Source organism: Pseudomonas sp. C6002 (assembly GCF_013385805.1).
Lineage (GTDB): Bacteria > Pseudomonadota > Gammaproteobacteria > Pseudomonadales > Pseudomonadaceae > Aquipseudomonas.
The window spans coordinates 293898-320055 of the sequence record NZ_JACAPH010000009.1 but is presented as its reverse complement, the minus strand read 5'-3'; the positions used below and the strand labels follow the sequence as shown (position 1 = coordinate 320055).

Annotated in this window: 21 protein-coding genes; 15 read left to right on the top strand and 6 right to left on the bottom strand. The window is 61.4% G+C overall.

The genetic code is table 11. The annotated features are described in order from the left end of the window. Nucleotides 1–132 precede the first annotated feature (132 nt). Nucleotides 133–993, top strand: a complete 861-nt coding sequence (locus tag HX817_RS05270; protein WP_003207477.1) for a LysR substrate-binding domain-containing protein — start codon at nucleotides 133–135, stop codon at nucleotides 991–993. Between the two features lie 3 nt (nucleotides 994–996). Here the strand turns inward: HX817_RS05270 and dnaQ are convergent, their stop codons facing one another. The 3 genes from dnaQ to HX817_RS05255 all read right to left on the bottom strand — a co-directional run bounded on the left by dnaQ (nucleotide 997) and on the right by HX817_RS05255 (nucleotide 3120). After that, a complete protein-coding gene (gene dnaQ / locus HX817_RS05265) occupies nucleotides 997–1737 on the bottom strand; it encodes a DNA polymerase III subunit epsilon (protein ID WP_162835175.1) in 741 nt (246 codons plus the stop codon). Between the two features lie 70 nt (nucleotides 1738–1807). Next, the gene (gene rnhA / locus HX817_RS05260) at nucleotides 1808–2260 is read right to left on the bottom strand and encodes a ribonuclease HI (RefSeq protein ID WP_003207474.1); all 453 of its coding nucleotides are present in this window, start codon (nucleotides 2258–2260) and stop codon (nucleotides 1808–1810) included. 101 nt (nucleotides 2261–2361) lie between these two features. Continuing rightward, nucleotides 2362–3120 carry a class I SAM-dependent methyltransferase gene (locus HX817_RS05255; protein ID WP_003207473.1) on the bottom strand — a complete coding sequence of 253 codons (759 nt, stop codon included), beginning with the start codon at nucleotides 3118–3120 and terminating at the stop codon, nucleotides 2362–2364. Nucleotides 3121–3185: 65 nt separating this feature from the next. On the opposite strand from HX817_RS05255, the gene gloB reads away from it, so the two are divergent. The 7 genes from gloB to HX817_RS05220 all read left to right on the top strand — a co-directional run bounded on the left by gloB (nucleotide 3186) and on the right by HX817_RS05220 (nucleotide 12999). Next, on the top strand, nucleotides 3186–3953 hold the full coding sequence (gloB, locus tag HX817_RS05250; RefSeq protein ID WP_003207471.1) for a hydroxyacylglutathione hydrolase: 768 nt from the start codon (nucleotides 3186–3188) through the stop codon (nucleotides 3951–3953). A gap of 98 nt (nucleotides 3954–4051) precedes the next feature. Beyond that, on the top strand, nucleotides 4052–5464 hold the full coding sequence (locus HX817_RS05245; protein ID WP_008435202.1) for a lytic transglycosylase domain-containing protein: 1413 nt from the start codon (nucleotides 4052–4054) through the stop codon (nucleotides 5462–5464). A gap of 168 nt (nucleotides 5465–5632) precedes the next feature. Beyond that, nucleotides 5633–7462 (top strand): extracellular solute-binding protein, encoded by a 1830-nt coding sequence (locus HX817_RS05240; RefSeq protein WP_008435204.1) that lies wholly within the window; start codon nucleotides 5633–5635, stop codon nucleotides 7460–7462. Next, on the top strand, nucleotides 7459–9297 hold the full coding sequence (locus HX817_RS05235) for an extracellular solute-binding protein (RefSeq protein ID WP_102605660.1): 1839 nt from the start codon (nucleotides 7459–7461) through the stop codon (nucleotides 9295–9297). Before HX817_RS05240 ends, HX817_RS05235 begins: the two co-directional genes overlap by 4 nt. 1 nt (nucleotide 9298) lies before the next feature. After that, nucleotides 9299–10372, top strand: coding sequence for a microcin C ABC transporter permease YejB (locus HX817_RS05230; protein WP_008435207.1), 1074 nt, complete (start codon nucleotides 9299–9301; stop codon nucleotides 10370–10372). A gap of 1 nt (nucleotide 10373) precedes the next feature. Beyond that, nucleotides 10374–11393 carry an ABC transporter permease gene (locus tag HX817_RS05225; protein WP_008435209.1) on the top strand — a complete coding sequence of 340 codons (1020 nt, stop codon included), beginning with the start codon at nucleotides 10374–10376 and terminating at the stop codon, nucleotides 11391–11393. A gap of 1 nt (nucleotide 11394) precedes the next feature. Next, the gene (locus tag HX817_RS05220; protein ID WP_177039904.1) at nucleotides 11395–12999 is read left to right on the top strand and encodes an ABC transporter ATP-binding protein; all 1605 of its coding nucleotides are present in this window, start codon (nucleotides 11395–11397) and stop codon (nucleotides 12997–12999) included. Nucleotides 13000–13070: 71 nt separating this feature from the next. Here the strand turns inward: HX817_RS05220 and HX817_RS05215 are convergent, their stop codons facing one another. Next, on the bottom strand, nucleotides 13071–13916 hold the full coding sequence (locus HX817_RS05215; RefSeq protein WP_008435212.1) for an oxidoreductase: 846 nt from the start codon (nucleotides 13914–13916) through the stop codon (nucleotides 13071–13073). 109 nt (nucleotides 13917–14025) lie between these two features. Here HX817_RS05215 and HX817_RS05210 point away from each other — a divergent pair, with 109 nt between their 5' ends. The 6 genes from HX817_RS05210 (at nucleotide 14026) to HX817_RS05185 (ending at nucleotide 23573) form a co-directional block, all read left to right on the top strand. Further along, entirely contained in the window at nucleotides 14026–14937 is a 912-nt protein-coding gene (locus HX817_RS05210) for a LysR family transcriptional regulator (protein WP_177039903.1), read from the top strand. A 96-nt stretch (nucleotides 14938–15033) separates the two neighbouring features. Continuing rightward, complete coding sequence (locus HX817_RS05205) at nucleotides 15034–15564, top strand: sigma-70 family RNA polymerase sigma factor (protein ID WP_177039902.1); 531 nt, start codon at nucleotides 15034–15036, stop codon at nucleotides 15562–15564. After that, complete coding sequence (locus tag HX817_RS05200; RefSeq protein WP_177039901.1) at nucleotides 15561–16520, top strand: FecR domain-containing protein; 960 nt, start codon at nucleotides 15561–15563, stop codon at nucleotides 16518–16520. The genes HX817_RS05205 and HX817_RS05200 overlap by 4 nt, the downstream gene beginning before the upstream one ends. A 96-nt stretch (nucleotides 16521–16616) precedes the next feature. Continuing rightward, nucleotides 16617–19085: a TonB-dependent siderophore receptor gene (locus HX817_RS05195; RefSeq protein ID WP_371317769.1), complete on the top strand. Its 2469-nt coding sequence runs from the start codon at nucleotides 16617–16619 to the stop codon at nucleotides 19083–19085. 156 nt (nucleotides 19086–19241) lie between these two features. Then, on the top strand, nucleotides 19242–22685 hold the full coding sequence (locus HX817_RS05190; RefSeq protein WP_177039899.1) for a hypothetical protein: 3444 nt from the start codon (nucleotides 19242–19244) through the stop codon (nucleotides 22683–22685). Nucleotides 22686–22748: 63 nt separating this feature from the next. Next, a complete protein-coding gene (locus HX817_RS05185) occupies nucleotides 22749–23573 on the top strand; it encodes an AraC family transcriptional regulator (RefSeq protein WP_003207444.1) in 825 nt (274 codons plus the stop codon). Nucleotide 23574: 1 nt separating this feature from the next. Here HX817_RS05185 and HX817_RS05180 read toward each other — a convergent pair whose 3' ends face one another. Then, nucleotides 23575–24162 (bottom strand): LysE family translocator, encoded by a 588-nt coding sequence (locus tag HX817_RS05180; RefSeq protein ID WP_003207442.1) that lies wholly within the window; start codon nucleotides 24160–24162, stop codon nucleotides 23575–23577. A 288-nt stretch (nucleotides 24163–24450) separates the two neighbouring features. On the opposite strand from HX817_RS05180, the gene HX817_RS05175 reads away from it, so the two are divergent. Next, entirely contained in the window at nucleotides 24451–25293 is an 843-nt protein-coding gene (locus tag HX817_RS05175) for an alpha/beta fold hydrolase (protein WP_177039898.1), read from the top strand. Nucleotides 25294–25299: 6 nt separating this feature from the next. Here the strand turns inward: HX817_RS05175 and HX817_RS05170 are convergent, their stop codons facing one another. Further along, nucleotides 25300–26010 (bottom strand): FadR/GntR family transcriptional regulator, encoded by a 711-nt coding sequence (locus HX817_RS05170; protein ID WP_008435219.1) that lies wholly within the window; start codon nucleotides 26008–26010, stop codon nucleotides 25300–25302. Nucleotides 26011–26158 lie beyond the last annotated feature (148 nt).

Genomic DNA, 26158 nt, shown 5'->3' with positions numbered 1-26158 from the left:
CGTATATGGACGCGCTGACTTTTGGCCATATACTCGAATTCATTAGCCCTCGTAAAAACCCGGCGCGACAAAACATAAACATCTGTAATGTTTATCTTCGCACCCTTGATATAAAAACGCCCTGGAATGGCCATGTCGACCCTCGATCTTGAACTGCTCCGCACCTTTATCGCCGTGGTCGACCACCACAGCTTTGCCGAAGCCGGCACTCACCTGGCACGCACACAATCTTCCGTCACCCAGCATATGCAGCGTCTGGAACAACAAGTGGGCGTCAGCCTGTTTGAAAAACGTGGCCGGCAAAAACAACTGACAGAACCCGGGATGCAGCTGTTGCGGCATGCGCGGCAGATGCTCTCGCTGAATGACGATGCACTCAATTCCTTGCGGGAAAGCAGCCTCAGCGGCGTACTGCGTATCGGCTCGCCCCACGACATCGCCGACACCATCCTGCCGCCGATCCTCAGCCACATCGCCCGCTCGGCACCGCGCCTGCGCCTGGAGATCGACGTCGGGCGCAGCCCGTTCCTGATGGATGACCTGCACCGGGGCAAGGTCGACATGGTGATTTCCACCCGCGCCGATGCCAACCTGGAGGGCTTTGCACTGCGCACCTCGCCGGTGTGGTGGATTTGTTCGGCGCAATACATTCACTCGCCAAGCGAGCCGCTGCCATTGATTCTGGTGGATGAGCCGAGCATTTATCGGCGCTACGCCCTTGAGGCGCTGGAACGGGCGAATATCCCGTGGCGCCAGGCGTACCTGGCATCGAACCTGATCGGTATCAAGGCGGCAACCCGCGCAGGGCTCGGCGTGACCCCACGGAGCATGGAGATGCTCGGGCCGGATATGCGAGTATTGGGGGAAAACGATGGATTGCCGAGGATGCCGGAGGTCACGTACTACCTGTGGATCCGTCCGAACACGGCGAACCCGATTGCGCGCAAGGCATATGACCTGATCAGGGCCAGCCAGGGGCTGGCGCTGGGGTAAAGGTTATTGCTGGGTCAATTGGGTCCACAGCGCGGGTGCGCCGGCAGACTTGGCGATCGCCTCAAGGCGCGCCGCGTGTTCGGCCATGTCCTGCTCGCTGGCGCGAATGATCGTAGTGGGCTGGCGATCCGCTGGCAGGCGGCGGATTTCCGAAGGACGATTGCCCGAGCCTTCCGCCGAACCATTGCCGTCCGAGGCATTACCGGCCAGGGACAGGCTGGTCTGGCCACCGGTCATGGTCAGGTAGACGTCGGCGAGAATCTCGGAGTCGAGCAACGCGCCGTGGAGTTCACGGCCGGAGTTGTCGACGCCATAGCGTTTGCACAACGCATCGAGGCTGTTGCGCTGGCCCGGGTGACGCTCACGCGCCATCATCAAGGTGTCGAGGATCGAGCAGTGCCGGGTGATATCGGCCCGGTCGGTCTGCCCCATCAGCGCGAATTCGTTGTTGATGAAGCCAACGTCGAACGCCGCGTTATGGATGATCAGTTGCGCGCCGTTGATGAACTCGAAGAACTCATCCGCCACTTCGGCAAACCGTGGCTTGCCCACCAGGAATTCGTTGGTGATGCCGTGGACGCCAATGGCGCCTTCGTCACTTTCCCGATCCGGTTGCAGGTAGACGTGGAAGTGCCGGCCGGTGAGGCGGCGGCCCATCAGTTCGACACAGCCGATTTCAATGATCCGGTGGCCGTCGGTCACCGGCATGCCGGTGGTTTCGGTATCGAGTACAACAGATCGGATGGCCATCAGGGTTCAGCTCTCAACGGTTTGGTACATTTCAAGGGGCGGGATCTTAACACGTCAGACGGCATCAGCTCTGTTTGTAGCCGCGCACTTCATCCACACCGCGGTTGGCCAGTTGGTCGGCCCGCTCGTTGCCGGGATGGCCGATGTGCCCGCGCACCCATTTCCAGGTGATGTTGTGGCGATTGCATTGCTCATCGAGCAATTGCCACAGGTCGGCGTTTTTCACCGGCTCCTTGGCCGCAGTCTTCCAGCCGCGCTTCTTCCAGTTGACCATCCACTCGTTGATGCCCTTCATCACGTACTGGGAGTCGGTCACCAGCAATACGTCGCAACGGCGCTTGAGCTCTTCCAGGCCACGGATCGCGCCCATCAGTTCCATGCGGTTGTTGGTGGTGTTGGCTTCGCCGCCCCACAGTTCCTTCTCCACGCCCTTGCACACCAGCAAGGCGCCCCATCCGCCGGGGCCGGGGTTGCCCTTGCACGCGCCATCGGTGAAGAGTTCTACGGTATCGGTCATTTCACTGTCCATTAAAGCGGGATCCATCAAAGCGGGTTGCCGATAATCGACCGACAAGTGCCCGAGGTCGAGAGGCTCGACCTGAAATCAAAAAGGTATGTTTACTGTTCGCTCTGCTTGCGATTGACCTTGGCCATCGGCATCGGCACCAGCTTGCCCATCGGCTCGCGACGCACCTGGCGCACCGGGCGCAGGCCAACGACGATCTTGCGCGCCACCAACAGGTAGAACCCCCCGCCGGACAATTGCCAGGCACCGGCCCTGCGTTCCCAGCCGGCCAGCCGGCCTTGCCACTTGGCAGACGCAAGCGGCGGACGATAGCACCCGAAGCGGCGTTTCTCCAGCGCAAAGCCCAGCAGGTTCAACCAGTCGCCGACTCGCGACGGCGAGATGCAGCGCGCCTGGCGCAGCCCGTCATGGGCGAACACATGGCGCAAGCCCCAACTGCTCCAGGGGTTGATGCCAATGATCAGCAAATGGCCACCAGGGCGCACGCTGCTGGCCGCTTCGCGCAGCAAACCGTGGGGCGACAGGCAGAAATCCAGGCCATGCTGCATCACCACCACATCGGCCGCATGCTCGCTCAACGGCCAGGCCTGCTCCTCGCAGACGATTTCAACCCCCGGCAGCGGCGCCCCCAGGCGCACATTGCGTTGCACCTGGGGTGCCGACGGCGGGGTTTGTGCCGACGGCCCGTAATGCACCAGGTAACCACCAAAGAACCGACCCAGCTCGTCTTCGAGCATGCGCCGTTCTTCATCCAGTAAAAATTGCCCGACAGGCCCGGACAGCCATTCACGGGCGGCACTGATCAGTGCCAGCCACTCGGGATCGGCCTGGGCGAACGCTTTATCAGTCATTGCATTCTCCAACGCGCCAAGAAGCTCTAAGATGCACCAATGTGTTCAGCTTGGCGAATCAAAGAATGATACAGATCAGTGCCCTGCCCGCCTTCACCGATAACTACATCTGGTTGTTACAGGATCAGCCGAACAAGCGCTGCGCGGTGGTCGATCCCGGTGATGCCGCGCCCGTGCTGGCCTGGCTCCAGCAGCATCCCGAGTGGACCCTCAGCGACATCCTGGTGACTCACCATCACCATGATCATGTCGGCGGCGTCGAGCAACTTAAAAGTGTTTCAGGCGCCACGGTCTACGGCCCGGCAAATGAAAAGATCCCGGCGCGGGACGTGGCACTCCAGGATAACGACCGCATCAACGTGCTGGGTTGGGACTTCGAGGTGTTTGCCGTACCCGGCCATACCCTGGGGCACATCGCCTTTTATCACGAGGGCGTGCTGTTCTGTGGCGACACCCTCTTCGCCGCCGGTTGTGGCCGCCTGTTCGAAGGCACCCCGCAGCAAATGCACACCTCACTGGAGCGCCTGGCGGCCTTGCCGGCCAACACGCTGGTGTACTGCACCCACGAATACACACAAAGTAACCTGAAATTCGCCCAGGCCGTGGAACCGCATAACGCGGATATCGCCGAACGGGTGGAGAACGTGCGGCAACTGCGGGCGAACGGCCAGATAACATTGCCTTCGACTTTGGCCCTGGAAAAACGCACCAACCCTTTTCTGCGGACCTCTGAAACATCCGTTAAAGAAAAAGCGGACGAACGGAATGGCCGCGATAACCGGGCCGGGAGTGAGGTGTTTGCTAGCTTGAGGTCGTGGAAAGATACGTTCTAAGCGCGCGGAATTTAGTACGTAATTTCTGAATGGTTGACCGCAACCCACGCGCTTTCTAGAATCGCCCGACATTTTTGCCCGGAACTTACTTCCAGCCAATGTCGTCATCTATTCGTAAAACCAACCATTCAGACGCATTGACCCGCCTGGCTCAAGCCGTGGCGGTGGCTGTGTCCGCTACTCTGGCGGGCTGCCAATCGACCCATTTTGCCGCACAATCCACCGTGCAACCCAAGCCAAACCTTACCGCCAAGATCAAGCAAAAACCCCTTTGGCTATCAGAGAAGCCAAGCCCGGAAGTGCCCCAGGATGTCTGGGAACGCATGCGCCGGGGCTTTCAATTGCAGGACGGGTTAGGCGTCAACCCGCGCATTGAACAGCAACGATTGTGGTTTGCCAGCAACCCATCCTTCCTCGAGAACGCCGGCGAACGCGGCAGCCTCTATATTCATTACATCGTCGAACGCCTTGAAGAACGCAACATGCCGCTGGAGCTGGCGCTGCTGCCAGTGATTGAAAGTGCCTACAACCCAATGGCCTATTCCCGCAGCGATGCGGTCGGCCTGTGGCAGTTCGTTCCCGCCACCGGGCGCTATTTCAACCTGCGCCAGACCCGCGCCTACGACGGCCGCCGCGACATCACCGCCTCCACCACCGCTGCCCTGGACTACCTGACTCGCCTGCATGACATGTTCAACGGCGACTGGTTGCTGGCCCTGGCGGCTTACAACGCCGGTGAGGGCACGGTCAGCCGGGCCATCGAGCGTAACGAGAAGCTCGGTTTGCCGACGGACTACTGGAACCTGCCACTGCCCCAGGAAACCAAGGACTACGTGCCCAAGTTCCTGGCGCTGTCCCAGGTGGTGCTGGCCCCCGAGGCGTATGGCGTCAACCTGAACCCGATCGCCAACACGCCGTACTTCGAAGTGGTAGAAATCAAGACCAGCATGGACCTGTCACGGGTCGCCGCGCTGGCCGAGATCGACGAAGACGAGCTGTTCCAGCTCAACCCGGCCTTGAAACAGCGCACCACCCTGGACGGCCCGCAGCATTTGCTGGTGCCGACGTCCAAGGCGCAGTTGCTGGCCAGCAGCCTTTCGGCGATGAAGCCCGAAGAATTGCTGAGCATGCGGCCGAAAAAGCCGGTGTTCGACGACGTTGAGCACAAGGCCATTGCCGGTCGCACCCGCAACTACAAGGTGCGCAGCGGCGACAACCTGACGCTGATCGCCAAGGCCAACAAGGTCGATGTTCATGACCTGCAGCGCTGGAACAAGCTCAACGGGCAGGCGCTCAAGGTCGGCCAGACCCTGGTGATGCAGGACACCCGCAAGCTGGTGGCCAAGGCCGACAGCAAGAAGCCGGTGCAGTACAAGGTCAAGAAAGGCGATTCGCTGTACATCGTCGCCAAGCGCTTCAACGTCGAGATGCAACATCTCAAGCGCTGGAACCCACGCACTGGCCAGGCCCTGAAACCTGGGCAGATGCTGGTGGTTTCCGGGCCGCGCTAAGCAGCAAACACGAGGGGGAACTGGCAACAGCTCCCCCTTTGTTCTTCACCCTGCCAACCCCCATCCAAGCCTGTAGTCTCCCTCCTGCGGCGCCAGCCTTTTTCCAATCGGAACAAGCTGTTACTGTACGGTTCATAAAGCCCAAGCCGCCTGGATCGGATCCCTGACTTGAAGCGTCCCCTCCTTCTACTAATAAGTCTGGCCTTGAGCTTTTCCGCGAACGCGACCATTACCGAGAGCCACGGTTATGCGCAGTTCGGCACGCTCAAGTACCCGGCCAAATTCACCCACTTCGACTGGGTAAACCCCGCAGCGCCCAAGGGCGGCACCTTGCGGGTCATGGCGTTTGGCACTTTCGACACCCTCAACCCGTACACCTTCAAGGGTTCCAGCCCGGTTTCCACCGCCAATTTCCTGCAATATGGGGTTAACGAGCTCAATGAGCCGTTGATGGTCGGCACCGGCCAATATGCCCCTTCCGGCGATGAACCCACCTCCAGCTACGGCCTGATTGCCCAATCGGTGGAATACAGCGAGGACCGCAGCTGGGTAGTGTTCAACCTGCGCCCTGAAGCGCGGTTTCACGATGGCAAGCCGATCACCGCCTACGACGTGGCGTTTTCCTATCGCACGCTGCTGACCGAAGGTCACCCGCAGTACCGCACCAACCTGCAGGAAGTGGCCCGGGTCGACATTCTTAACCGGCATCGCATTCGTTTTGTGTTCAAGCGCGCCGGCAACCCGTTGCTGATCCTGCGCCTGGGCGAGCTACCGGTATTGCCCCAGCATTACTGGAAAAACCGCGATTTCAAGGCCACCACCTTCGAGCCGCCGCTGGGCAGTGGGCCTTACCGCATCAGCAAGGTCAGCCCCGGGCGACAACTGGTGTTCGAGCGGGTCAAGGATTACTGGGGCAAGGACCTGGCGGTCAACCGTGGTTTGTATAACTACGACAAGGTCGAGGTGGAGTTCTACCGCGACAGCGACGTGGCCTTCGAAGCGTTCAAGGCCGGCGAGTTCGATATCTATATCGAGCACCAGGCGAAGAACTGGGCCAACGGCTACAACTTCCCGGCGGTCAACCGTGGCGATGTGATCAAGGCGCAGATCGCCCACCAGATACCGACCCAGAGCCAGGGCCTGTTCATGAACAGCCGGCGCCCGGCCTTCAGCCAGGCCAAGGTCCGCGAAGCGTTGGGGCTGATGTTCGATTTCGAGTGGACCAACCGCACCCTGTTCAGCGGCGCCTATAAACGCAGCCTCAGCTATTACCCCAACAGCGAGTTCTCCGCCACCGGCGTGCCGACCGGCCATGAGTGGCTGATGCTGTCGCCCTATCGCGACCAACTGCCGGCCAACCTGTTTACCCAGCCCTTCAGCCTGCCCCAGACCGACGGTCGCGGCATTCCTCGCGACACGATGCGCCGCGCCCTCGCATTGTTGGCGGACGCCGGCTGGAAGCTGTCCGGGCAACGCTTGCTCAACAGTGACGGGCAGCCGCTGAGGCTGGAGATTCTGCTGGTGAACCCGAACCTGGAGCGCATCCTGCAGCCCTATGTCGAGAATCTGACAAGCATCGGCGTCGATGCCCGCTTGCGCACGGTAGACCGCGCACAGTACAAACAACGCCTCGATCAGTTCGACTTCGACATGATTCTGATGACCCTCAACCAGACCCTCAGCCCCGGCCTTGAGCAGTGGCAGTATTTCCACTCCAGCCAGGCGGGGATCAAGGGCAGCAAGAATTACGCAGGCATCGCCAACCCGGTGGTCGACCACCTGCTGGACCAACTGCTGGCGGCGCAAACCCGTGAAGAACAGTTGGCCGCCGGCCGGGCGCTGGATCGCGTCCTGCTGTGGCAGCACTACAGTATTCCCAACTGGTACCTCAACTATCATCGCCTGGCGTACCGCAACCGGTTCGCCTTCGTCACCACGCCGCCCTACAGCCTGGGCCTGAGCGCATGGTGGCTGAAAGCTTCGGAGAAAGCCCAATGATACCTTTGCGTACTGCGATCCTTGGCAGCCTGCTGTTTTGCGCCGCGGCCAATGCGGCCCCGCAACATGCCCTGACCCTCTACAACGAACCGCCCAAGTACCCCGCCGATTTCAAACACGTCGACTACGTAAATCCGGATGCCCCCAAGGGTGGTACCTTCCGCGTATCCAGCATGGGCAGCTTCGACAGCCTCAACCCATTCATCAGCAAGGGCGTGCCGGCAGATGATATCGGCCTGATCTACGACACCCTCGCCCAGCAAAGCCTGGACGAACCCATCACCGAATACGGCCTGGTAGCCGGCAAGATCGAAAAGGCCCCGGACAACAGTTGGGTACGCTTCTACATTCGCCCCGAAGCGCGCTTCCACGACGGCCACCCGATCCGTGCCGAAGACGTGGTGTTCAGCTTCCAGACGCTGATGAAGGACGGCTCGCCGATCTTCAAGACCTACTACGCGGATGTCGACGAAGTGATCGCCGAAGACCCGCTGCGGGTGCTGTTCAAGTTCAAGCGCACCAACAACCGCGAACTGCCGCTGATCCTTGGGCAACTGACAGTGTTGCCCAAGCATTACTGGGAGGGCCGCGACTTCTCTAAGGGCAACCTGGAGATTCCGCTGGGCAGCGGCCCGTACAAGGTGGCCGAGGTCAAGGCCGGGCGCTCGGTCCGCTACGAGCGGGTCAAGGACTACTGGGCCAAGGACCTGCCGATCAACAAGGGTTTCTACAACTTCGATTACCGGGTCACCGATTACTACCGCGACAACACCGTGGCCCTCGAAGCCCTCAAGGCCGGGCAGTTCGATTACTGGCTGGAAATCAGCGCGAAAAACTGGGCCAATGCCTACAACACCCCCGCCGTCACCCAGGGCCGCCTGATCAAGGAAGAAATCCCCAACGGCAACCCCACCGGCATGCAGGGCTTCGTGTTCAACACCCGCAAACCGATGTTCCAGGATGTGCGGGTGCGCAAGGCCATCAGCCTGTTGCTGGACTTTGAATGGAGCAACAAGCAACTGTTCAACGGCGCCTACACCCGCAGCCGCAGTTATTTCGAAAACTCCGAGATGGCCGCCACCGGCCTGCCCGGCCCGGATGAGCTGGCGATTCTTGAACCGCTGCGGGACAAGATCCCGCCCCAGGTGTTTACCGAAGCCTTCGAGCCATCGAAGACCGACGCCAGCGGCATGATCCGCACCCAGCAGCGCGAGGCCTATCAACTGCTGCAAGAGGCCGGCTGGAAGATCGTCGACGACAAGATGGTCGACACCACCGGCAAGCCCGTGACCATCGAGTTCCTGCTGGCACAGACCGAGTTCGAACGCATCCTGTTGCCGTTCAAGCGCAATCTGGCAGACCTGGGGATCGACCTGGTGATTCGCCGGGTCGACATCTCGCAGTACATCAACCGCATCCGTTCGCGGGATTTCGACATGGTGGTGGGCAGCTTCCCGCAATCCTCATCGCCCGGTAACGAGCAGCGCGAGTACTGGAAGTCATCCAGCGCCGACAAGCCCGGCAGCCGCAACTACATCGGCCTGAAAGACCCGGCCATCGACCAGTTGGTGGAAGAACTCATCGACTCCGACTCGCGCAAGAGCCTGGTGGCCCACGCCAAGGCCCTGGACCGCGTGCTGCAGTTCGGCTACTACGTGATCCCCAACTGGCACATCAAGACCTTCCGCGTGGCGTATTGGGACCACCTCGGCCATCCGAAGGTCTCGCCACGGTATGACGTCGGCACCGCCACCTGGTGGAGCAAACCCGACGTGAAACCTGCGATAACCGTGGACACCAACCAGAGCGCCGATCCGGCGAGCGGGGGCGACTGAGATGCTGGCCTATATTTTTCGTCGACTGCTGCTGATCATCCCGACCCTGTTCGGCATTTTGCTGATCAACTTTGTGATCATCCAGGCCGCCCCGGGTGGCCCGGTGGAGCAGATGATCGCCAAGCTCGAAGGCTTTGAAGGCGCCACCAGCCGGATTGCCGGGGGCGGTGCCGAAGTCTCGGTGGCCGGTTCCAGCTACCGCGGCGCCCAGGGCCTGGACCCGGCGCTGGTGAAGGAAATCGAGAAGATGTACGGCTTCGACAAGTCGGCGCCGGAACGCTTGTGGATCATGGTCAAGAACTACGCCCGGCTGGATTTTGGCGACAGCTTCTTTCGCGATGCGAAGGTCATCGACCTGATCAAGGAAAAGATGCCGGTGTCCATCTCCCTCGGGTTGTGGAGCACCCTGATCATGTACCTGGTGTCGATCCCCCTGGGGATCGCCAAGGCTACGCGGCACGGCAGCCACTTCGACGTCTGGACCAGCTCGGCGATCATCGTCGGCTACGCGATCCCGGCGTTCCTGTTTGCGATCCTGCTGATCGTGGTGTTCGCCGGCGGCAGTTACTTCGACTGGTTTCCGTTACGCGGGCTCACGTCCAACAACTTTGATGAATTGAGCTGGGGCGGCAAGGTCCTCGATTACTTCTGGCACCTTGCCCTGCCGGTGACCGCCCTGGTGATCGGCAACTTCGCCACCATGACCCTGCTGACCAAAAACAGCTTCCTCGACGAGATCAACAAGCAGTACGTGGTCACCGCCAAGGCCAAGGGCCTGACCAACCACCGCGTGCTGTACGGCCATGTGTTTCGCAACGCGATGCTGCTGGTGATTGCCGGCTTCCCGTCGGCCTTTATCGGCATCTTCTTCACCGGCTCGTTGCTGGTGGAAGTGATCTTCTCCCTCGACGGCCTGGGCCTGATGAGCTTTGAAGCGGCGATCAACCGCGACTACCCGGTGGTGTTCGGCACCCTGTTTATCTTCACCCTGCTGGGGTTGGTGGTGAAGCTGATCGGCGACCTCACCTACACCCTGGTCGATCCGCGCATCGACTTCGCCAGCCGGGAGCATTGAGATGAATCTATCCCCCCTCAATCGTCGCCGGTTCGAGCGTTTCAAGGCCAACAAGCGTGGCTGGTGGTCGCTGTGGCTGTTTTTGATCCTGTTCGGCCTGAGCCTGGGCGCCGAGTTGATCGCCAACGACAAGCCGCTGGCGGTGCACTACGACGGCGACTGGTACTTCCCGGCGCTCAAGCGCTACCCCGAGACCACCTTCGGCGGCGAATTCCCGCTGGAAGCCAACTACAAGAGCCCGTATATCCAGGAGCTGCTCAAGGCCAAGGACGCCTGGACGTTGTGGGCGCCGATTCCGTACAGCTACCAGAGCATCAACTACGACCTGAAAGTTCCGGCCCCCGCCCCGCCGTCACGGGACAACCTGCTGGGCACCGATGACCAGGGCCGCGATGTGCTGGCGCGGGTGATCTACGGCTTCAGGATTTCCGTGCTGTTTGCCCTGACGCTCACCGTGCTCAGCTCGATCATCGGCGTGATCGCCGGCGCGTTGCAGGGCTTCTACGGTGGCTGGGTCGACCTGGCCGGCCAGCGTTTCCTGGAAATCTGGTCCGGCTTGCCGGTGCTGTACCTGCTGATCATCCTCGCCAGCTTCGTGCAACCCAACTTCTGGTGGCTGCTGGGGATCATGCTGCTGTTTTCCTGGATGAGCCTGGTGGACGTGGTGCGCGCCGAGTTCCTGCGCGGGCGTAACCTGGAATATGTGCGGGCGGCCCGGGCGCTGGGAATGCAGAACGGCGCGATCATGTTCCGCCATATCCTGCCCAACGCCATGGTCTCCACCATGACCTTCATGCCGTTCATCCTGACCGGGGCGATCGGCACCCTCACTGCGCTGGACTTCCTGGGCTTTGGCCTGCCGGCCGGCTCGCCGTCCCTGGGTGAACTGGTGGCCCAGGGCAAATCCAACCTGCAGGCGCCGTGGCTGGGCATGAGTGCGTTTGCCGTGCTGGCGATCATGTTGAGTCTGCTGGTGTTTATCGGCGAGTCCGCTCGCGATGCCTTCGACCCGAGGAAATGAGATGAATCAGGACAATCTGATCGAAGTCCGCGACCTCTCCGTCGAGTTCGTCGTAGGCAACAGCCACCAGCGGGTGGTGAACAACGTCAGCTTCGATATCAAGCGCGGCGAAACCCTGGCACTGGTGGGCGAAAGCGGCTCGGGCAAGTCGGTCACGGCGCACTCGATTTTGCGCCTGCTGCCTTACCCGCTGGCACGTCACCCGTCGGGCACGATCCAGTACGCCAACCACGATTTGCTGACCCTGAAGGAAAAGACCATCCGGCATATCCGCGGCAACCGGATTGCGATGATTTTCCAGGAGCCGATGACCTCGTTGAACCCGCTGCACTCCATCGAGAAGCAGATCAACGAAGTGCTCGGCCTGCACAAGGGGCTTACCGGCAAGGTGGCCACCAAACGCACCCTGGAGTTGCTGGAACTGGTGGGCATCCCCGAGCCCCATAAACGCCTCAAGGCCCTGCCCCACGAGCTGTCCGGCGGCCAGCGCCAGCGGGTGATGATCGCCATGGCCCTGGCCAATGAGCCGGAACTGCTGATCGCCGACGAACCGACCACGGCACTCGACGTCACCGTGCAGCTGAAGATCCTGGAGCTGCTCAAGGAATTGCAGGCGCGCCTGGGCATGGCGTTGCTGTTGATCAGCCACGACTTGAACCTGGTAAGGCGCATTGCCCACCGGGTATGCGTGATGCAAAAAGGCTGCATCGTCGAGCAGGCCGAATGCGAAAGCCTGTTCCAGGCGCCGCAGCACCCTTACACCCAGGAGCTGCTGGCAGCGGAACCCAGCGGCGGCCCCGCCACCAATGAAGTCGGCCCGCCGTTGCTGGAAGTCGATGACCTGAAGGTCTGGTTCCCGATCAAGAAAGGCTTCCTGCGCAATACCGTCGATTACGTCAAGGCGGTGGATGGCATCAACTTCAGCCTGCCCCAGGGCCAGACGCTGGGCATCGTCGGTGAAAGCGGCTCGGGCAAATCCACCCTGGGCCTGGCAATTTTGCGGCTGATTGCGAGCAAGGGTGGCATTCGCTTCGAAGGCTATCAGATGGACAAGCTCAGCCAGCAACAGGTGCGCCCGCTGCGCCGGGAAATGCAGGTGGTGTTCCAGGATCCGTTTGGCAGCCTGAGCCCGCGCATGTGCGTGAGCGAGATCGTCGGCGAAGGCCTGCGTATTCACAAGATGGGCACTGCCGCCGAGCAGGAAGCGGCGATTATCGCCGCGCTGAAGGAAGTGGGCCTGGACCCGGAAACCCGCAATCGCTACCCCCACGAATTTTCCGGCGGCCAACGCCAGCGCATCGCTATTGCCCGCGCACTGGTGCTCAAGCCCCGGCTGATTCTGCTGGACGAGCCGACCTCGGCCCTCGACCGTACCGTGCAGCGCCAGGTGGTGGAACTGCTGCGCAACCTGCAGGCCAAGTACAACCTGACCTACCTGTTCATCAGCCACGACCTGGCGGTGGTCAAGGCCTTGAGTCACCAACTGATGGTGGTAAAACACGGGCAGGCGGTTGAACAGGGAGATGCACCCGCGATCTTCGCCAACCCCCAGCATGCCTACACCCGGCAACTGCTGGAGGCGGCGTTTTTGGTGCCCGGCCCCTAGCAGTAGAACCACCGTAGCAGCTGTCGAGCCCCAGCGAGGCTGCGGCTCGACAGCTGCTACGCCATTGGGTGTCAGAAATCGGTTGAGGCCGACAGTTCACGCCAGGCGGCGGTCTCTTCCTTGACGTAAGCCAGCTTGTCCTCAATCGCCTGCAACGTATCGGTGCCCAGGGCCAGGCGCATCGGCGGATGCGGCGCTTCCACCAGCTTGATCATGGCCACTGCCAGCAGCTCCGGGTTACCCGGTTGCTGCTGGTTGTAGACCTTGGCCAGCTTGCGCACCTCGCCGGACGTGGCGGCGTAATCGTCGATGATCAAGGGCGACTCCACCAGGGAGTTGCCATCCAGGAAGTCGGTGCGGAAATAACCCGGCTCCACCACCGTCACCTTGACGCCCAAGGGTGCCAGCTCTGCGTGCAGCGCCTCGCTCAACCCTTCAACGGCAAACTTGGTCGAGCAATACGTGCCGAATCCCGCCCCCGAACGGAAGCCGCCCACCGACGAAATATTGATCACGTGCCCACTGCGCGCCTGGCGCATGAACGGCAATACACCGCGAGTGACATTGAGCAGCCCGAACACGTTGGTTTCATACAAGCGGCGAACCTCATCGGCAGACGCCTCCTCCACCGCGCCCAGCAGGCCAAAACCGGCATTGTTGACCAACACATCAATGCGCCCGAAGTGCTCAATGGCGGCACGGGCAACGTCGGCAGCCTGGGATTCGTCGGTCACGTCCAGTTGCACCGCCAGCAGCCCGGGTTGCTCACCGAAGCGTTCGGTAACGGTATGGGCGTTGCGGGCCGTCGCCACCACCGCATCACCGTGGGCCAGAGCTGCCGCGACGATTTTCGCGCCGATGCCCCGGGAAGCCCCGGTTACCAGCCAAACACGCTTGAAGGAATGTGCCGTTGTCATGATCCGTACCTGATGGAGTGAATGTGGAGCCAAGGTACGCTGAGGCATTAGCCTGAAAAACCGTCTCGTGCTACAAGCACTCTGAAACAGAATTTCATAATGGCTGACCATGAACCTTGATCCCTTCAATGGCTTGACCGAATTTCTCGCCGTGGCCGAACTGAAGAGCTTCACCCAGGCCGCTGCACGCCTCGGCGTAACACCGACGGCGGTCAGCCATGCGGTGAAGACCCTGGAGAAGCGCACGGGTGTGGTGCTGTTCCAGCGCACCACGCGCCGGGTAGCGCTGACCGAGGCCGGCATGACGCTTTACAGCCGCCTGCGCCCCGCCGCCGGGGAGATTGACGAAGCGCTGGCGGCCCTTAGTGGCTACCGCGACCGGCCCATGGGCACCCTGCGCCTGACGGTGCCAAGGTTGTCGGGCACGTTGCTGATCGAGCCGTTGATTCCGCGTTTTCGCGAGGCCTTTCCGGATGTGGTACTGGATATTTCCCTCGACGATGCCACGGTGGACCTGGTCACCGAGGGCTTCGACGCCGGTATTCGCCTGGGGGAATCCATCGACAAAGACATGGTTGCCGTGCGCCTGACTCCGGACCTGAACTGGTCGGTGGTGGGCTCTCCCGCCTACTTCGCCAAGGCCGGCAAGCCGACAACGCCGGAAGCGCTCACGGCCCATCAAACCATCGGTTATCGCTTCCTGACCTCGGGCATGGCACACCGCTGGGAATTCGAGCGGGCGGGCCGGGAATTTACGGTCGGCGTTCAAGGCGGGTTGATCGTCAATGACCGCAACCTGATGATCGCCGCCGCGCGGGCCGGCCAGGGCCTGGCGTACGTGAGTGATTTCGAGGTCATGGAGGACCTGGCTTCAGGCGCACTGGAGCCCGTGCTGCAATCTTTCGTACCGCCAAGCAGCGGGCTGTACCTGTATTTCCCCGCCCGAACCCAGAGCCAACCGAAACTGCGGGCCTTTATCGACCTGGCCACCGCATGGATTGCCGAAAAGCGTGGGCGCTGACAACGCCGCAAAAGCAAACCAATATCATTTGCGCAGTGCCCGGCCCTTTGGTTTAATCGCGACCAATTCTTATTTACGCCAAGGCTTCTGCGCCACATGGATACTGTGTCGACCCCGTCCACCTCGTTCAGCGACCTCTACGGCAATCACCATTCCTGGCTGCTGGGGCTGCTGCGCCGGCGCCTGAGCAATCGCTGGGATGCGGCGGACCTGGCCCATGACACCTTCATCCGGGTACTCAAGCGCCCGCCCGCCCAAGCCGATGAGACGCGCGAGCGTTCCTACCTGGCCACCGTCGCCCGGGGGTTGTGCATTGATCACTGGCGTCGGCGCCAACTGGAACAAGCGTGGCTGCAAAGCCTCGCGGACCGGCCGCAAGCCCTGCAACCGTCGCCGGAGCAGCGGGCAATCATTGTCGAAACCCTGTACGAAGTGGACGCCATGCTCGCGCGGCTGCCCCACAAGGTGCGCGAAGCGTTCCTGCTGGCGCAGTTGCACGGTACGCCCTACAAGCAGATCGGCGAACAGCTCGGGGTAGGCGAACGGATGGTGAAAAAATACCTGGCCCAGGCGCTGCTGCATTGTGCGGTGCTGGAAGCCGAACTGGACGGGATGCTCGTGGAGTGAACAGCCCCGGAAAGCTCAGCCATGCCAGCCTTGAGCAAGCGGCCCAATGGTACGTACGCCTGCAGGATCAGCCAGAGGCTGCCCAGCACTGGCAGGCATGGCTCGGGCAAAGTCCGGAACACCAGGCCGCCTGGGGTTATGTAGAGCGGGTCAGCCAACGCTTTGCGCCGTTGGCCGAGCAATCCCACAGCGCCAGCCGTGCGTTGCGCAGCTCTCGGCGCCAGACGCTCAAGACCCTGCTGGTGCTGTGTGCCGGTTCAACGCTGGCCTGGGGCACCTGGCGCAACACCGCCCTGCCCCGGTTGGTGGGAGGCTGGAGTGCGGATTACGCAACCGCCGGCGGTGAAACCCGCGAAGCGCTGCTGGACGATGGCAGTCGCCTGTGGTTGAACGCCTTGAGCGCCCTGGATGTACGTTTTGACCGGGTCCAGCGCTTGCTGCACCTGCGTTTCGGCGAAGTGCTGATCGAGACCGCCAAGGACCCGAACCGTCCGTTCCTGGTGGAGACCCAACAGGGCCGCCTGCGCGCCCTGGGCACCCGCTTCAGCGTGTTGCAGGACGGCGACAGCACCGTGCTCAATGTGTTTGAAGGTCGGGTCGAAGTGCGCACCGCCGCCAGCCGGCAACAACGAATCACCGAGGCCGGGCAACAAGTGGCCTTCACCCGCGATGGGTTCAATCTCCATTCACCCGCATCCGCCACCCGTGAGGCCTGGAGCCGTGGCGTACTGCTGGCCGACAACCTGCCGCTTGGCCAACTGGTCGCCGAACTCAATCGTTTTCGCCCAGGCCACCTGGGCTGTGATCCAGCCGTGGCGCAATTGCCGGTAATGGGTTCGTTCCCCCTCAAAGACAGCGACCACGCACTGCGCCTGCTACAGGCCGCGCTGCCGATTCAGGTCGACACGCTCATGCCGTGGTGGGTCACGGTCAGGCCCAAACACCCAGGCACATAAAAACTTTCAGCCGTCAGTTCCCTTTTCCAAAACTCGTTCGGTTAACCCTGCAGATGCTTTCAATTCGCCGATCGATTTGATCCAAAGGGAATGTTCATGTCGCAACCCGTTCGCTTCACTTTGCGCCCACTGGCGCTGGCCGTTACTGCTACCTTGTTGTGCCTGGGCGCGCTCGACGCGCAAGCCGCCGAGTCGCCGTCGACTCAGGAAACGGCCCGCCACTACACCATCGCCGCGGGTTCGTTGGTCAACGTGCTGAACAGCTTCGCCGAGCAGTCCGGGATCTTTTTCGCCGGCCACAACAGCCTGGCCAGCGGCAAAACCAGCCCGGGCCTCAACGGCAGCTACACCCCAGCCAGCGGTTTGCAACGGCTGTTGCAAGGCAGCGGCTTGCAGGCCGTGCCCCAGGGCAACAACGGCTACGTGCTGGAGTTGGTCCCGGCCAACACCGGCGCCCTGGAACTGGGCGCCACCACCATCTCCGGCGAAGGCCTGGGCGCCACTACCGAAGACACGCACTCGTACACTACCGGCGCCATGGCCTCGGCCACCGGCCTGGCGTTGTCGATGCGCGACACGCCGCAGTCGGTAACAGTGATCACCCGCCAGCAAATGGACGACCAGGGCTCCACCAGCATCGCCGACACCCTGCGCCGTGCTCCGGGCGTGAGCGTGCAGAATTACGACAGCGAACGCTGGGAGTTTTCCAGCCGCGGCCTGCCGATCACCAACTTCCAGTACGACGGGGTCAACTCCACCTACGACGGCGTGTATGACTACGGCACCACCAGCACCGACATGGCGGTGTATGACCGCCTGGAAATCATCAAGGGCTCAGCCGGCCTGATGTCCGGCTCCGGCGATCCTTCGGCCACGGTCAACCTGATTCGCAAAAAGCCCACCCGGGATTTCAAGGCCTCGGTCACGCAGACCTTCGGCTCGTGGGACAACTACCGCACCGAAGGCGATATTTCCGGGCCTTTGACCGACTCCGGCAACGTGCGCGGGCGCTTCGTCGGCGTGTATCAGGATCGTCAGTCGTACCTGGACCACTACCAGAACACCAAGGACATTGCCTACGGCATCCTCGAAGCCGACCTGACGCCGGACACCCTGCTGACCTTCGGCATCGACCAGCAGGACACCCGCTCCCGTGGCGCCAGCTGGACCGGCTTCCCGATGTACTTCAGCAACGGTTCACGCACCGACTTCTCGCGGTCCTTCAACCCGGCCGCCGACTGGAGCCGCCGCGACTTCCAGAACCAGACCCTGTTTGCCTCGGTGCAACAAAAGCTCGCGAACGACTGGTCGCTGAAAGTCAGCCTTGACCGCAAGCGCAGCCAGCACGATACCCTGCTCGCCTCCGCCAGCGGCGGCAACCCGGACCCGGTCACAGGCGACGGGATGTACATGTTCATGGGCAAATACAAGGGTGACCAGGTGCAAAACACCCTGGACATCAACCTCAATGGCCCCTTCAGCCTGTTCGGGCGCGAGCATGAATTGATCATGGGCTTCATGGCCACCCGCTCGAAGCAGGACGTGCCGGTGTACGGCTCGATCTACCCGCCCGTGGGCGGCAGCATTTACGACTGGCGCGGCGAATACCCGAAGCCTGACATTCCCCGCAGCGGCCAGAACGACATCGTGCAACGCCAGACCGGCGCGTACCTGGCCACGCGCTTGAGACCCACCGATGACCTGTCGGTGATCCTGGGTACCCGCGTCAGCAACTTCAGCGGCACCGACAACACCGACTTCTACGACCCGACCAAGGCCGACAACCGTTTCACCTACCGCCAGACCGGCGTCGTCACGCCCTATGCCGGTATCGTCTACGACCTGAATGACATCTGGTCGGTGTACACCAGCTACACCAAGATCTACAAACCGCAAAACAGCAAGGACGCCGACCGCAAGTTGCTCGATCCGATTGAAGGCGACACCTACGAAGCCGGGCTCAAGGCAGCATTTTTCGACGGCCGCCTGAACGCCAGCTTCGCCGCATTTCGCATCGAACAGGACAACGTTGCGCAGTACGTTTCCGGGTTTGAGACCGACTCGGTGTATCGCCCGATTGCCGGCGCCACCACCAAGGGCTTTGAAGTCGAACTGGCCGGTGAAGTGCTGGACGGCTGGAACGTCTCGGCGGGCTACACCTACCAGCACAGCCGTGACGCCAACGGCGATTACGTCTATGGCTCCGTGCTGCAAACCACCACGCCCCAGCAAGTGGTGCGGTTGTTCAACACCTATCGCCTGCCCGGCGCCCTGGAGAACTTGACCGTGGGCGGCGGCGTGAATTGGCAGAGCGAGTTCTTCGGCAATGTGTTCCAGCCCGATCCCAACGACTCGGTGAATTTCGGCCACAACTCACGCATTACCCAGGACAGCTACTTCCTGGTGGACGTCATGGCGCGCTACCGCTTCAACGAGCACTTGAGCACCACGTTGAACGTGAAGAACCTGTTCGACAAAAAGTACTACACCGGCCTGGGCAACTTCGGTACCGGTTTCTACGGCGAGCCGCGCAGCCTGCAATTGGCGACCCGCTGGGATTTTTGAGCCCAAACGCCAGACTGCCGTAGCGCCCGCAACGGCAGTCGACTCGGGCTACATCCCATCAGGAAGGTACGTCTTTTGTTCTGGCCCGGCCCATCCGACGATGCAGGCTCCGGTCGCCCATAGCACGTGGGCGACCTTGCACAGAGCCTGAACGCCATGGATGACTTACCCTTTCTGTCCCACCTGTTGAAGAATATTTCTCCCTCCGCCCTGGACCTGATCAAGCACCAGGCATTGCGCCTCAAGGATGATCAAGTGCTGATCGCCGAACTGATCGCCGGTTTGATCAGACTGGTTGCCCAAGGCACCACCCCGGCAACCGAACCCATCTTGATCAGCGTGCCGGAAAATACCATGCTCGGTCGCTGGGTGCGGCTCTTCTGTGACGCCATCGGCCGCCCGGCCTTCCGTGAGTGGGCCTCACGCCATGACCTGGAACTGGCGAGCCTGGTGTTTCGGGGCGGCGATCTGCAGGCCACGATCCTGGAAGGCACGGTCAAAACACCGTACACCTTCACCCTGGACAAAGACTCTGATTGGTGGCGCGTCGCGAATCCGATCCTGGAGGTGGTGCAGATTATCGATACGGTCAACGCCGGCTTGCCATTCATGGAAAACCTCGTCGAACCTCATTCGAGGACACTGCCTCTGAACCTGGTATTGCCCTTCTATGGCTACCCGGTACCGACCAATCATTTGCAGGCTCAGGTGATTCTCGAAGAGATCCATACCCTCGACATGCTGCCCGGTGTCGATGAAAGCGGGCGGCTCAAATCCACCCTGCGCAAGCGCTTGACCGAGGAGCAGCGGGATTACCAACAACTGGCCGATGCGCTGCAGACGCTCCTGGAACAAAGTACAAACGGCAGCCCGCCTTTCGATTGGCTGCAGCTCTATCTGCAACGATGCACGCTGGACTCGGACTCAATGTTGTCGAGCACCTTAAAGTACGCGGCACAGCTGCTTTACGCCGTGACGCAGGGAGAAGAGTTCGCGAGCCTCAACCCTGCCAGTCAAGGCGCTGCCCCCACTTACCGCTATTCCGTCGACCAAAAAGTAGTGATCGCCGTGACCGACGGCCGCGAGGCCAATACCTCACCTCTGGATCGCTCCAACAACTCAGCGCTGAATCAGCAATGGGATGAGCTGGAGCGCCTGGCCAATCTCGCCCATACCGACATATTGCCGGACGCCAGCCTCAGCCTGGCCGCGCTGATGACGGCGTATCGGCTACCCCGTCCTGCCAGTGCAGGGGACGTTCAGGTCCTCGTGGAACAACTGCGCGCCACCAGCGCAGCGACGTTTCCCTATGTCAGCTCGGCCGCCCACTCGTTGGTGGCCGTCAGCAAACACATGCGCCATATCGCAGTCCTCAATGACCGTTACACCATGCAAGCAGCACTCAAGTCGATCACCCTCGATACGCAGCTCACTAGCACCCTGGACATGACGTTCAACCTGGCGGCTGACTCGCCCTTCGCCATGCTGGTGGACAAAGGGGCGCAACTGCTCGCAGGTTTGCGCCAGGAATCGGCCTTTCAACGCGTGAGCGCCACCCGCCAATTCAACCTTGCCCGGGTGTATGTACTGAACGCGGACGGCGAACTCAGTGGTTACGCGCTGGACAATGCGCCCAAGGTACTCACCCGTGCGGACACACCGCTTTCAAGCCTGACCTCGATGGCCGAACCCCTGTTGGAACTGGCCCGCCAATCCGGCGAGCGCATCAGCACCAATGGCCAGGTCAGCTTGCGCCAGTTACTCAACCTCTACCAGATGGCGCTACCGGCTACCCGTGACGAAGCCCATGCCACGGCACGCATCCTGGGCATCCCGACAACCAAACAGCCACGCCACGGCAACTACTGGCGGGCATTGCAGGTGATGCCACTGCTGGCGGCGCAACGCAAACAGGTGCTGCAGACCGTCGCCGCCTTCCTGCCCAACCAGGACGTAAAACTGTTCGACTACCTGAGCGAAACAATCGTCGGCGAAAAAAACCGTGACCAGGTGCGCGCCGAGGCTGATCTGCTGCTGCACCAACTATTGGCATCGCCCCCGGCCCAGGCACTGGCCGCGCGGCTATCGGAAACCGTGGGCTGGTACGGTGAACACGCCAGCGCTGCAAACACCCGTGCCAGCAGAAACGCACTGTTGTTTGCCGCACTGATTCTCAGCCTGGACGCGAATGCTGGTAAGCAGCGGGCCACTGTCGCCGGCTATGACCTGACCGATTCCTACAACTGGGGCCTGACCTTCCATGAAGTCCGTAACGCCGTAGAAGCCATGGTCCAGTTCAAGGTCCTGCGCACCAGCGCCGTACCCATGGCCGCGCACCTGTTGCTGGCGGGCATCGCCCCGGAATTCCTGGTGCGGGACATCCCTGATGAGGTGTCGTACATGAGTTCCCATACCTGGGTACATTTCAAGCAATACGTGGACCTGATCGAAGCTGAAACACCGGGTGCATCACGGGCCATGCGCTTCACCGACTTCATGGCGGTGATCTACTTCATCATGCCCTCCCGCCGGGTTCGCCGAGGCAGTCTGCCGATCGTCGACTGGGCCGTGGCCAACGGAGTACTGGCCAAAAACGTTGATGGGCACAGTACCACGCAGAAGAATCGCGCCATTGCCGCGTTGAACGAGCAGCTCAACCAGTTGCAGATCAGTTCCGAGTTGAAGAAGAACGGGCATACCAGCCTGTATGAGATAGCCTTGCAGGATCTTCAGCGGGTGTTTGCCGGTAGCACCGATCTGGAGCGAATGGTCATACAATGGCAGGCCAGGCCTGGTAACCGCTCGGAGCCGGATATCGCCGCCAATACCGCCGTTTCCCTGGTTCAGTTGCACATGGCAGGCAAGCTGACCAAAGGCACAACGCAATGGCGCTCGACCCTCAAGGACGTTGATTTCGCCAGCATGGCGTCACGGTTCGATGAGTTGGGGTCAATCCATTCCACTTTCGCGGCCGAGTTCGAGAAGCGCTACACGGCGGTGCGCGCCGCGCTGCTACAGTCGATCGTGTATTGGATGTCACAACTGCCCCTGCTTAGCCGTAAAGGCATGGAATATGGCAGCCTGGAATTCCATCGCCTGCAAACGTCACGCACCAGTGCTGGCGGGCAGACATCGGGCATCGGGAGATTCGGGGTGCTGGTGTTGTGCAGGTACGCCGGCGACAAGCGCTTCTACGAATTTCTCCCAAAGCAACTGAAGGTTGCCCCATTACCGGGCCTGACCCTGCAAATATTCGAACAGGCCCTGCGCACCGGCAATACCCAAGGCAGCCCGCTGCCGATCGATTGGTCAGCGTACGCGCGCGGCACCATTCCCAACGGGCAGCAACACGCGACGGTCATTGCCCAACGTTTTGCCGAGCTGCCTGCCGTCTATGGGCCGGGCCCTGTGGTACCCAACACCTTCACCTCGCCACGCAGCCTGGCCATTGCCAGCATCGTGATTGACCAGCACTTGCTGGTAGGCGCCGATGAGGCGCGAGCGGCGGCGAAGCAACCCCTTTCCCTGGCAGACGCCATCAACGGCGTAGATCCGCGGATCGGCTTCCTGCGCAGAATGGAACCCGAAACCATGAAATGAAACGTTGCAGGCCGGTTTCTGTGTAATCATTCACTGCATTGTTTCCCGGTGAGACTTGTAGTGATGCGATCGCCCCTCGAACCGACTGCCCCGTCCTTCTGGCGCGACGAACGCCTGCCGTTCATTGAGGCTCGCACCATCGCCGACGGGCGGAAGGTCTGCTACACCCGCCACGCCCACGAGCACTTTTCCATCGGCGCGATCACGGCCGGGCAGAGCCTGTACATCCATGGGGCATCGACCTTCAAGATCAGCACCGGCACCGTGGTCTTGATGAATCCCGGGGATGTCCACGCCTGCAACCCCATTGATGATCTGCCCTGGTCCTATCACATGCTGTATATCGATACGGCCTGGCTGACCGACCTGCAGCACCAGTTGGGTTTCAGCAAGGACCAGGACTTTCGTCCGTTCACCGCCACCCACACCACGGATGTCGCGCTGTACCGCGGGCTGAACGAGCTGTATGAGGTGCTGGTGGACAACCACGCCGAACACCTGCACAAGCAGAGTGCGGTGGTGAGTTTTTTCACCGAGGTGCAACAACGCCTCAACCCGTCGGAGACCCCGGTGCGCGAGGTCAATCACAAGCTGGAGCGGGCCGCCGACTATATCCGCGAACATTGCACCGAGGCCCTGAAGCTCGAAGACATTTGCCAGGCGGCTGAACTGTCGCCGTCGTACCTGATTCGTGCGTTCAAGCAGTATTACGGCATGACGCCCCACGCATTCCTGGTCAATCGCCGTATTCAGTTTGCCCGCACCCAGTTGCGCAGCGGCCAGTTGATCGCCGACGTCGCACTGGCGGCCGGCTTTTCTGATCAGGCGCATTTCCAGCGCACGTTCAAACAGCACCTGGCGGCGACGCCCGGGCAATATCGCGGCTGACTCAGGCCAGCAGCAGATACCCCACGCTGGCCACCAACAAGGCGGCCATCGAGCGATTGAACAGGCGCATGCCCTGGGGATTGCTCAGGTAGCGGCGCAGGAACGTCCCGGCGTACGCCCAGCACGCCACCGACAGGTAGCAGATCACCAGGTAGATCGTCGCAAACAGCCAGACTTGCTGCGCATCGCCATCGGCGACAAACAGCCCCATGCCTGCCACGCACGCCAACCAGGCCTTGGGGTTGAGCCATTGCATGATCGCCCCATAGAGCATCGACGGCGCCGCGGCCGTGCCTTCAGCGTCCAGGCGCCCATCGTCCACTGCCAGCTTCCAGGCCATGTACAACAGGAACGCCACCCCGCCCCATTGAATCAGTTGGGTCAGCAGCGGCCAGCGCACCAGCACCTCATGCAGCCCCAGGCCAATCAGCACCAGCAGCAAGGTGAATCCCAACGCGGCTCCAGCCACGTGCTTTTGACTGGCGGCAAACCCAAAGCGCGCCCCCGAACTGATGGCCACCACATTCACCGGTCCCGGCGTGATGGAGGTGGCCAAAGCGAAAGCGGCCATGGAAATGATCAAGCTCATTGCAATTCCTTTTTGTTGTGCGGGTATGAGCTGAACCTTAAGGAGAAGACGGATCGCGGTATTGAAGAAAATGCCCCTGCCGGGAATGACCGAAAAAACCACCAGTTGAAACCCTTAGCCCACCCGCTGCAAAAGACAAATTTATTCCATTGATATAACTGTATTTTTCTCTTTCCAAAGGGCGTTTTTGATAGGAAAAAATGCGTGTTTCCCAAGGTAGGCACGGTGCTAGAGTCGAGCGCACATCTGGCCGGATGACCTCAACCTGCTCACAAAAAAGGAATCGCCATGTCACGTCGCTTATTGGCAGCTGCCTGCCTGTTGCTGTCCTTCTCCGGGGTTCAGGCCGCGGAACGCTGGGAAACCCTTCCGCCCACCCCGGCGCCGATTGCGGGGGCCAAAACCGGCTATACCGCCGTCAATGGCATCAAGGTCTACTACACCAAGACCGGGCATGGTTCGCCGGTCATCCTGCTGCACGGTGGCCTGTCCAATTCCGATTACTGGGGCAACCAGGTCAAGGCGCTGGCCGCCAAACACACGGTCATCAGCCTCGACAGCCGTGGCCACGGGCGCAGTTCCCGGGACGAGAACCCCTTCGGTTACGACTTGATGGCCGATGATGTGGTCGCCGTACTCGACAGCCTGAAAATCCCCCGCGCCGATATCGTCGGCTGGAGCGACGGCGCAATCATCGGTATAGATCTCGCCCTGCGCCACCCCGACCGTATCGGCAAGGTGTTCGCCTTTGCCGCCAACACCCAGACGTCCGGGGTCAAGGATGGCGTAGAGAAAAACCCGACCTTCGCCGCCTTCATCGAACGCGCCGGCCAGGAGTACGCCAGGCACTCGCCGACGCCAAAAGAGTACGACGCCTTCGTCGAGCAGATCAGCCATATGTGGGCCAGCCAACCCAACTGGACCGACGCGCAACTGGCGTCCATCAAGACTCCGATCCTGATTGTCGACGGCGACCACGATGAGGCGATCAAGCGAGAACACACCGAATACATCGCGGCGACCATTCCGGGAGCGGGCCTGCTGATTCTGCCGAACACCAGCCACTTCGCATTCCTGCAGGACCCGACGCTGTTCAATGCCGCGCTGCTGGACTTCCTGGACAGCAAATAGCCCTGCCTACTCTCCTGTCATCCGCTCCAGGCTGTTGCTCAAGTGCAACAGCATGGCGGCCCGGGCCGCGTCCGGGTCCTGGCGGCGGATGGCTTTCAGGATCGCCTCGTGCTCAAGGTTCGCCAGGCGCCCCAGCTCCATCAGGTCCGCGTCGCCGCGTTCCTCGGCATTGATCCGGGTGCGTGGGATTACCGAGTGGCCCAGGTGATAAATCACGTCGGTGAAATAGGTATTGCCAGTGGCCTGGGCGATCAGGCGATGGAAGCGCACGTCAGGCTCAACGGCACTGTCGTTGTTGGCCAGCGAGTCCTGGTAATCATCCAGTGCCTGGCGCATCTGCTGCAGTTGTTCATCGGTACGGCGCAAGGCTGCCAGGGCGGCTGCCTGGGTTTCCAGGCCCATGCGCAGTTCAAGAATGCCGCGCACGCTGGCGGCGGTGTCGTGGGTCAGGTGCAGGCCGTGGCGCTCGTCGCGCTCCAGCACAAAGGTGCCGACACCGTGGCGGGTTTCCACCAACCCGGCGGCCTGCAATTTGGAAAGCGCTTCGCGCACCACCGTGCGGCTGACGCCGTACTCGCCCACGATGGCCGACTCCGACGGCAGCTTTTCACCCGGCGCCATCTGCCCCAGGAGAATCTGCTGGGTCAGCGCGGTGACGATGTCGTGGGCAAGGCCCGGGGAGCGCTTGCGATGAGGTGCCGAGCTGGGGTTTTGCATCAGGAATTCCGTTCTGGGGCGCTTGGCAATACTAGCATTCTTAGACGAGCCAACTTGTATGACAACAAACAAATACCTGTAGGAGCGAACCTGCCCGCGAAAAACCCCGTCGCAGCGCAAACATTGCACAAAACCGCGCAATCGTTGA

Bases quoted from the DNA above. Each gene is read 5' to 3' on its own strand.
- HX817_RS05270 (WP_003207477.1), top strand. From the start codon at position 133: ATGTCGACCCTCGATCTTGAACTGCTCCGCACCTTTATCGCCGTGGTC.
- rnhA (WP_003207474.1), bottom strand. From the start codon at position 2,260: ATGACCGATACCGTAGAACTCTTCACCGATGGCGCGTGCAAGGGCAAC.
- HX817_RS05255 (WP_003207473.1), bottom strand. From the start codon at position 3,120: ATGACTGATAAAGCGTTCGCCCAGGCCGATCCCGAGTGGCTGGCACTG.
- gloB (WP_003207471.1), top strand. From the start codon at position 3,186: ATGATACAGATCAGTGCCCTGCCCGCCTTCACCGATAACTACATCTGG.
- HX817_RS05245 (WP_008435202.1), top strand. From the start codon at position 4,052: ATGTCGTCATCTATTCGTAAAACCAACCATTCAGACGCATTGACCCGC.
- HX817_RS05235 (WP_102605660.1), top strand. From the start codon at position 7,459: ATGATACCTTTGCGTACTGCGATCCTTGGCAGCCTGCTGTTTTGCGCC.
- HX817_RS05230 (WP_008435207.1), top strand. From the start codon at position 9,299: ATGCTGGCCTATATTTTTCGTCGACTGCTGCTGATCATCCCGACCCTG.
- HX817_RS05225 (WP_008435209.1), top strand. From the start codon at position 10,374: ATGAATCTATCCCCCCTCAATCGTCGCCGGTTCGAGCGTTTCAAGGCC.
- HX817_RS05220 (WP_177039904.1), top strand. From the start codon at position 11,395: ATGAATCAGGACAATCTGATCGAAGTCCGCGACCTCTCCGTCGAGTTC.
- HX817_RS05215 (WP_008435212.1), bottom strand. From the start codon at position 13,916: ATGACAACGGCACATTCCTTCAAGCGTGTTTGGCTGGTAACCGGGGCT.
- HX817_RS05210 (WP_177039903.1), top strand. From the start codon at position 14,026: ATGAACCTTGATCCCTTCAATGGCTTGACCGAATTTCTCGCCGTGGCC.
- HX817_RS05205 (WP_177039902.1), top strand. From the start codon at position 15,034: ATGGATACTGTGTCGACCCCGTCCACCTCGTTCAGCGACCTCTACGGC.
- HX817_RS05195 (WP_371317769.1), top strand. From the start codon at position 16,617: ATGTCGCAACCCGTTCGCTTCACTTTGCGCCCACTGGCGCTGGCCGTT.
- HX817_RS05190 (WP_177039899.1), top strand. From the start codon at position 19,242: ATGGATGACTTACCCTTTCTGTCCCACCTGTTGAAGAATATTTCTCCC.
- HX817_RS05185 (WP_003207444.1), top strand. From the start codon at position 22,749: ATGCGATCGCCCCTCGAACCGACTGCCCCGTCCTTCTGGCGCGACGAA.
- HX817_RS05180 (WP_003207442.1), bottom strand. From the start codon at position 24,162: ATGAGCTTGATCATTTCCATGGCCGCTTTCGCTTTGGCCACCTCCATC.
- HX817_RS05175 (WP_177039898.1), top strand. From the start codon at position 24,451: ATGTCACGTCGCTTATTGGCAGCTGCCTGCCTGTTGCTGTCCTTCTCC.
- HX817_RS05170 (WP_008435219.1), bottom strand. From the start codon at position 26,010: ATGCAAAACCCCAGCTCGGCACCTCATCGCAAGCGCTCCCCGGGCCTT.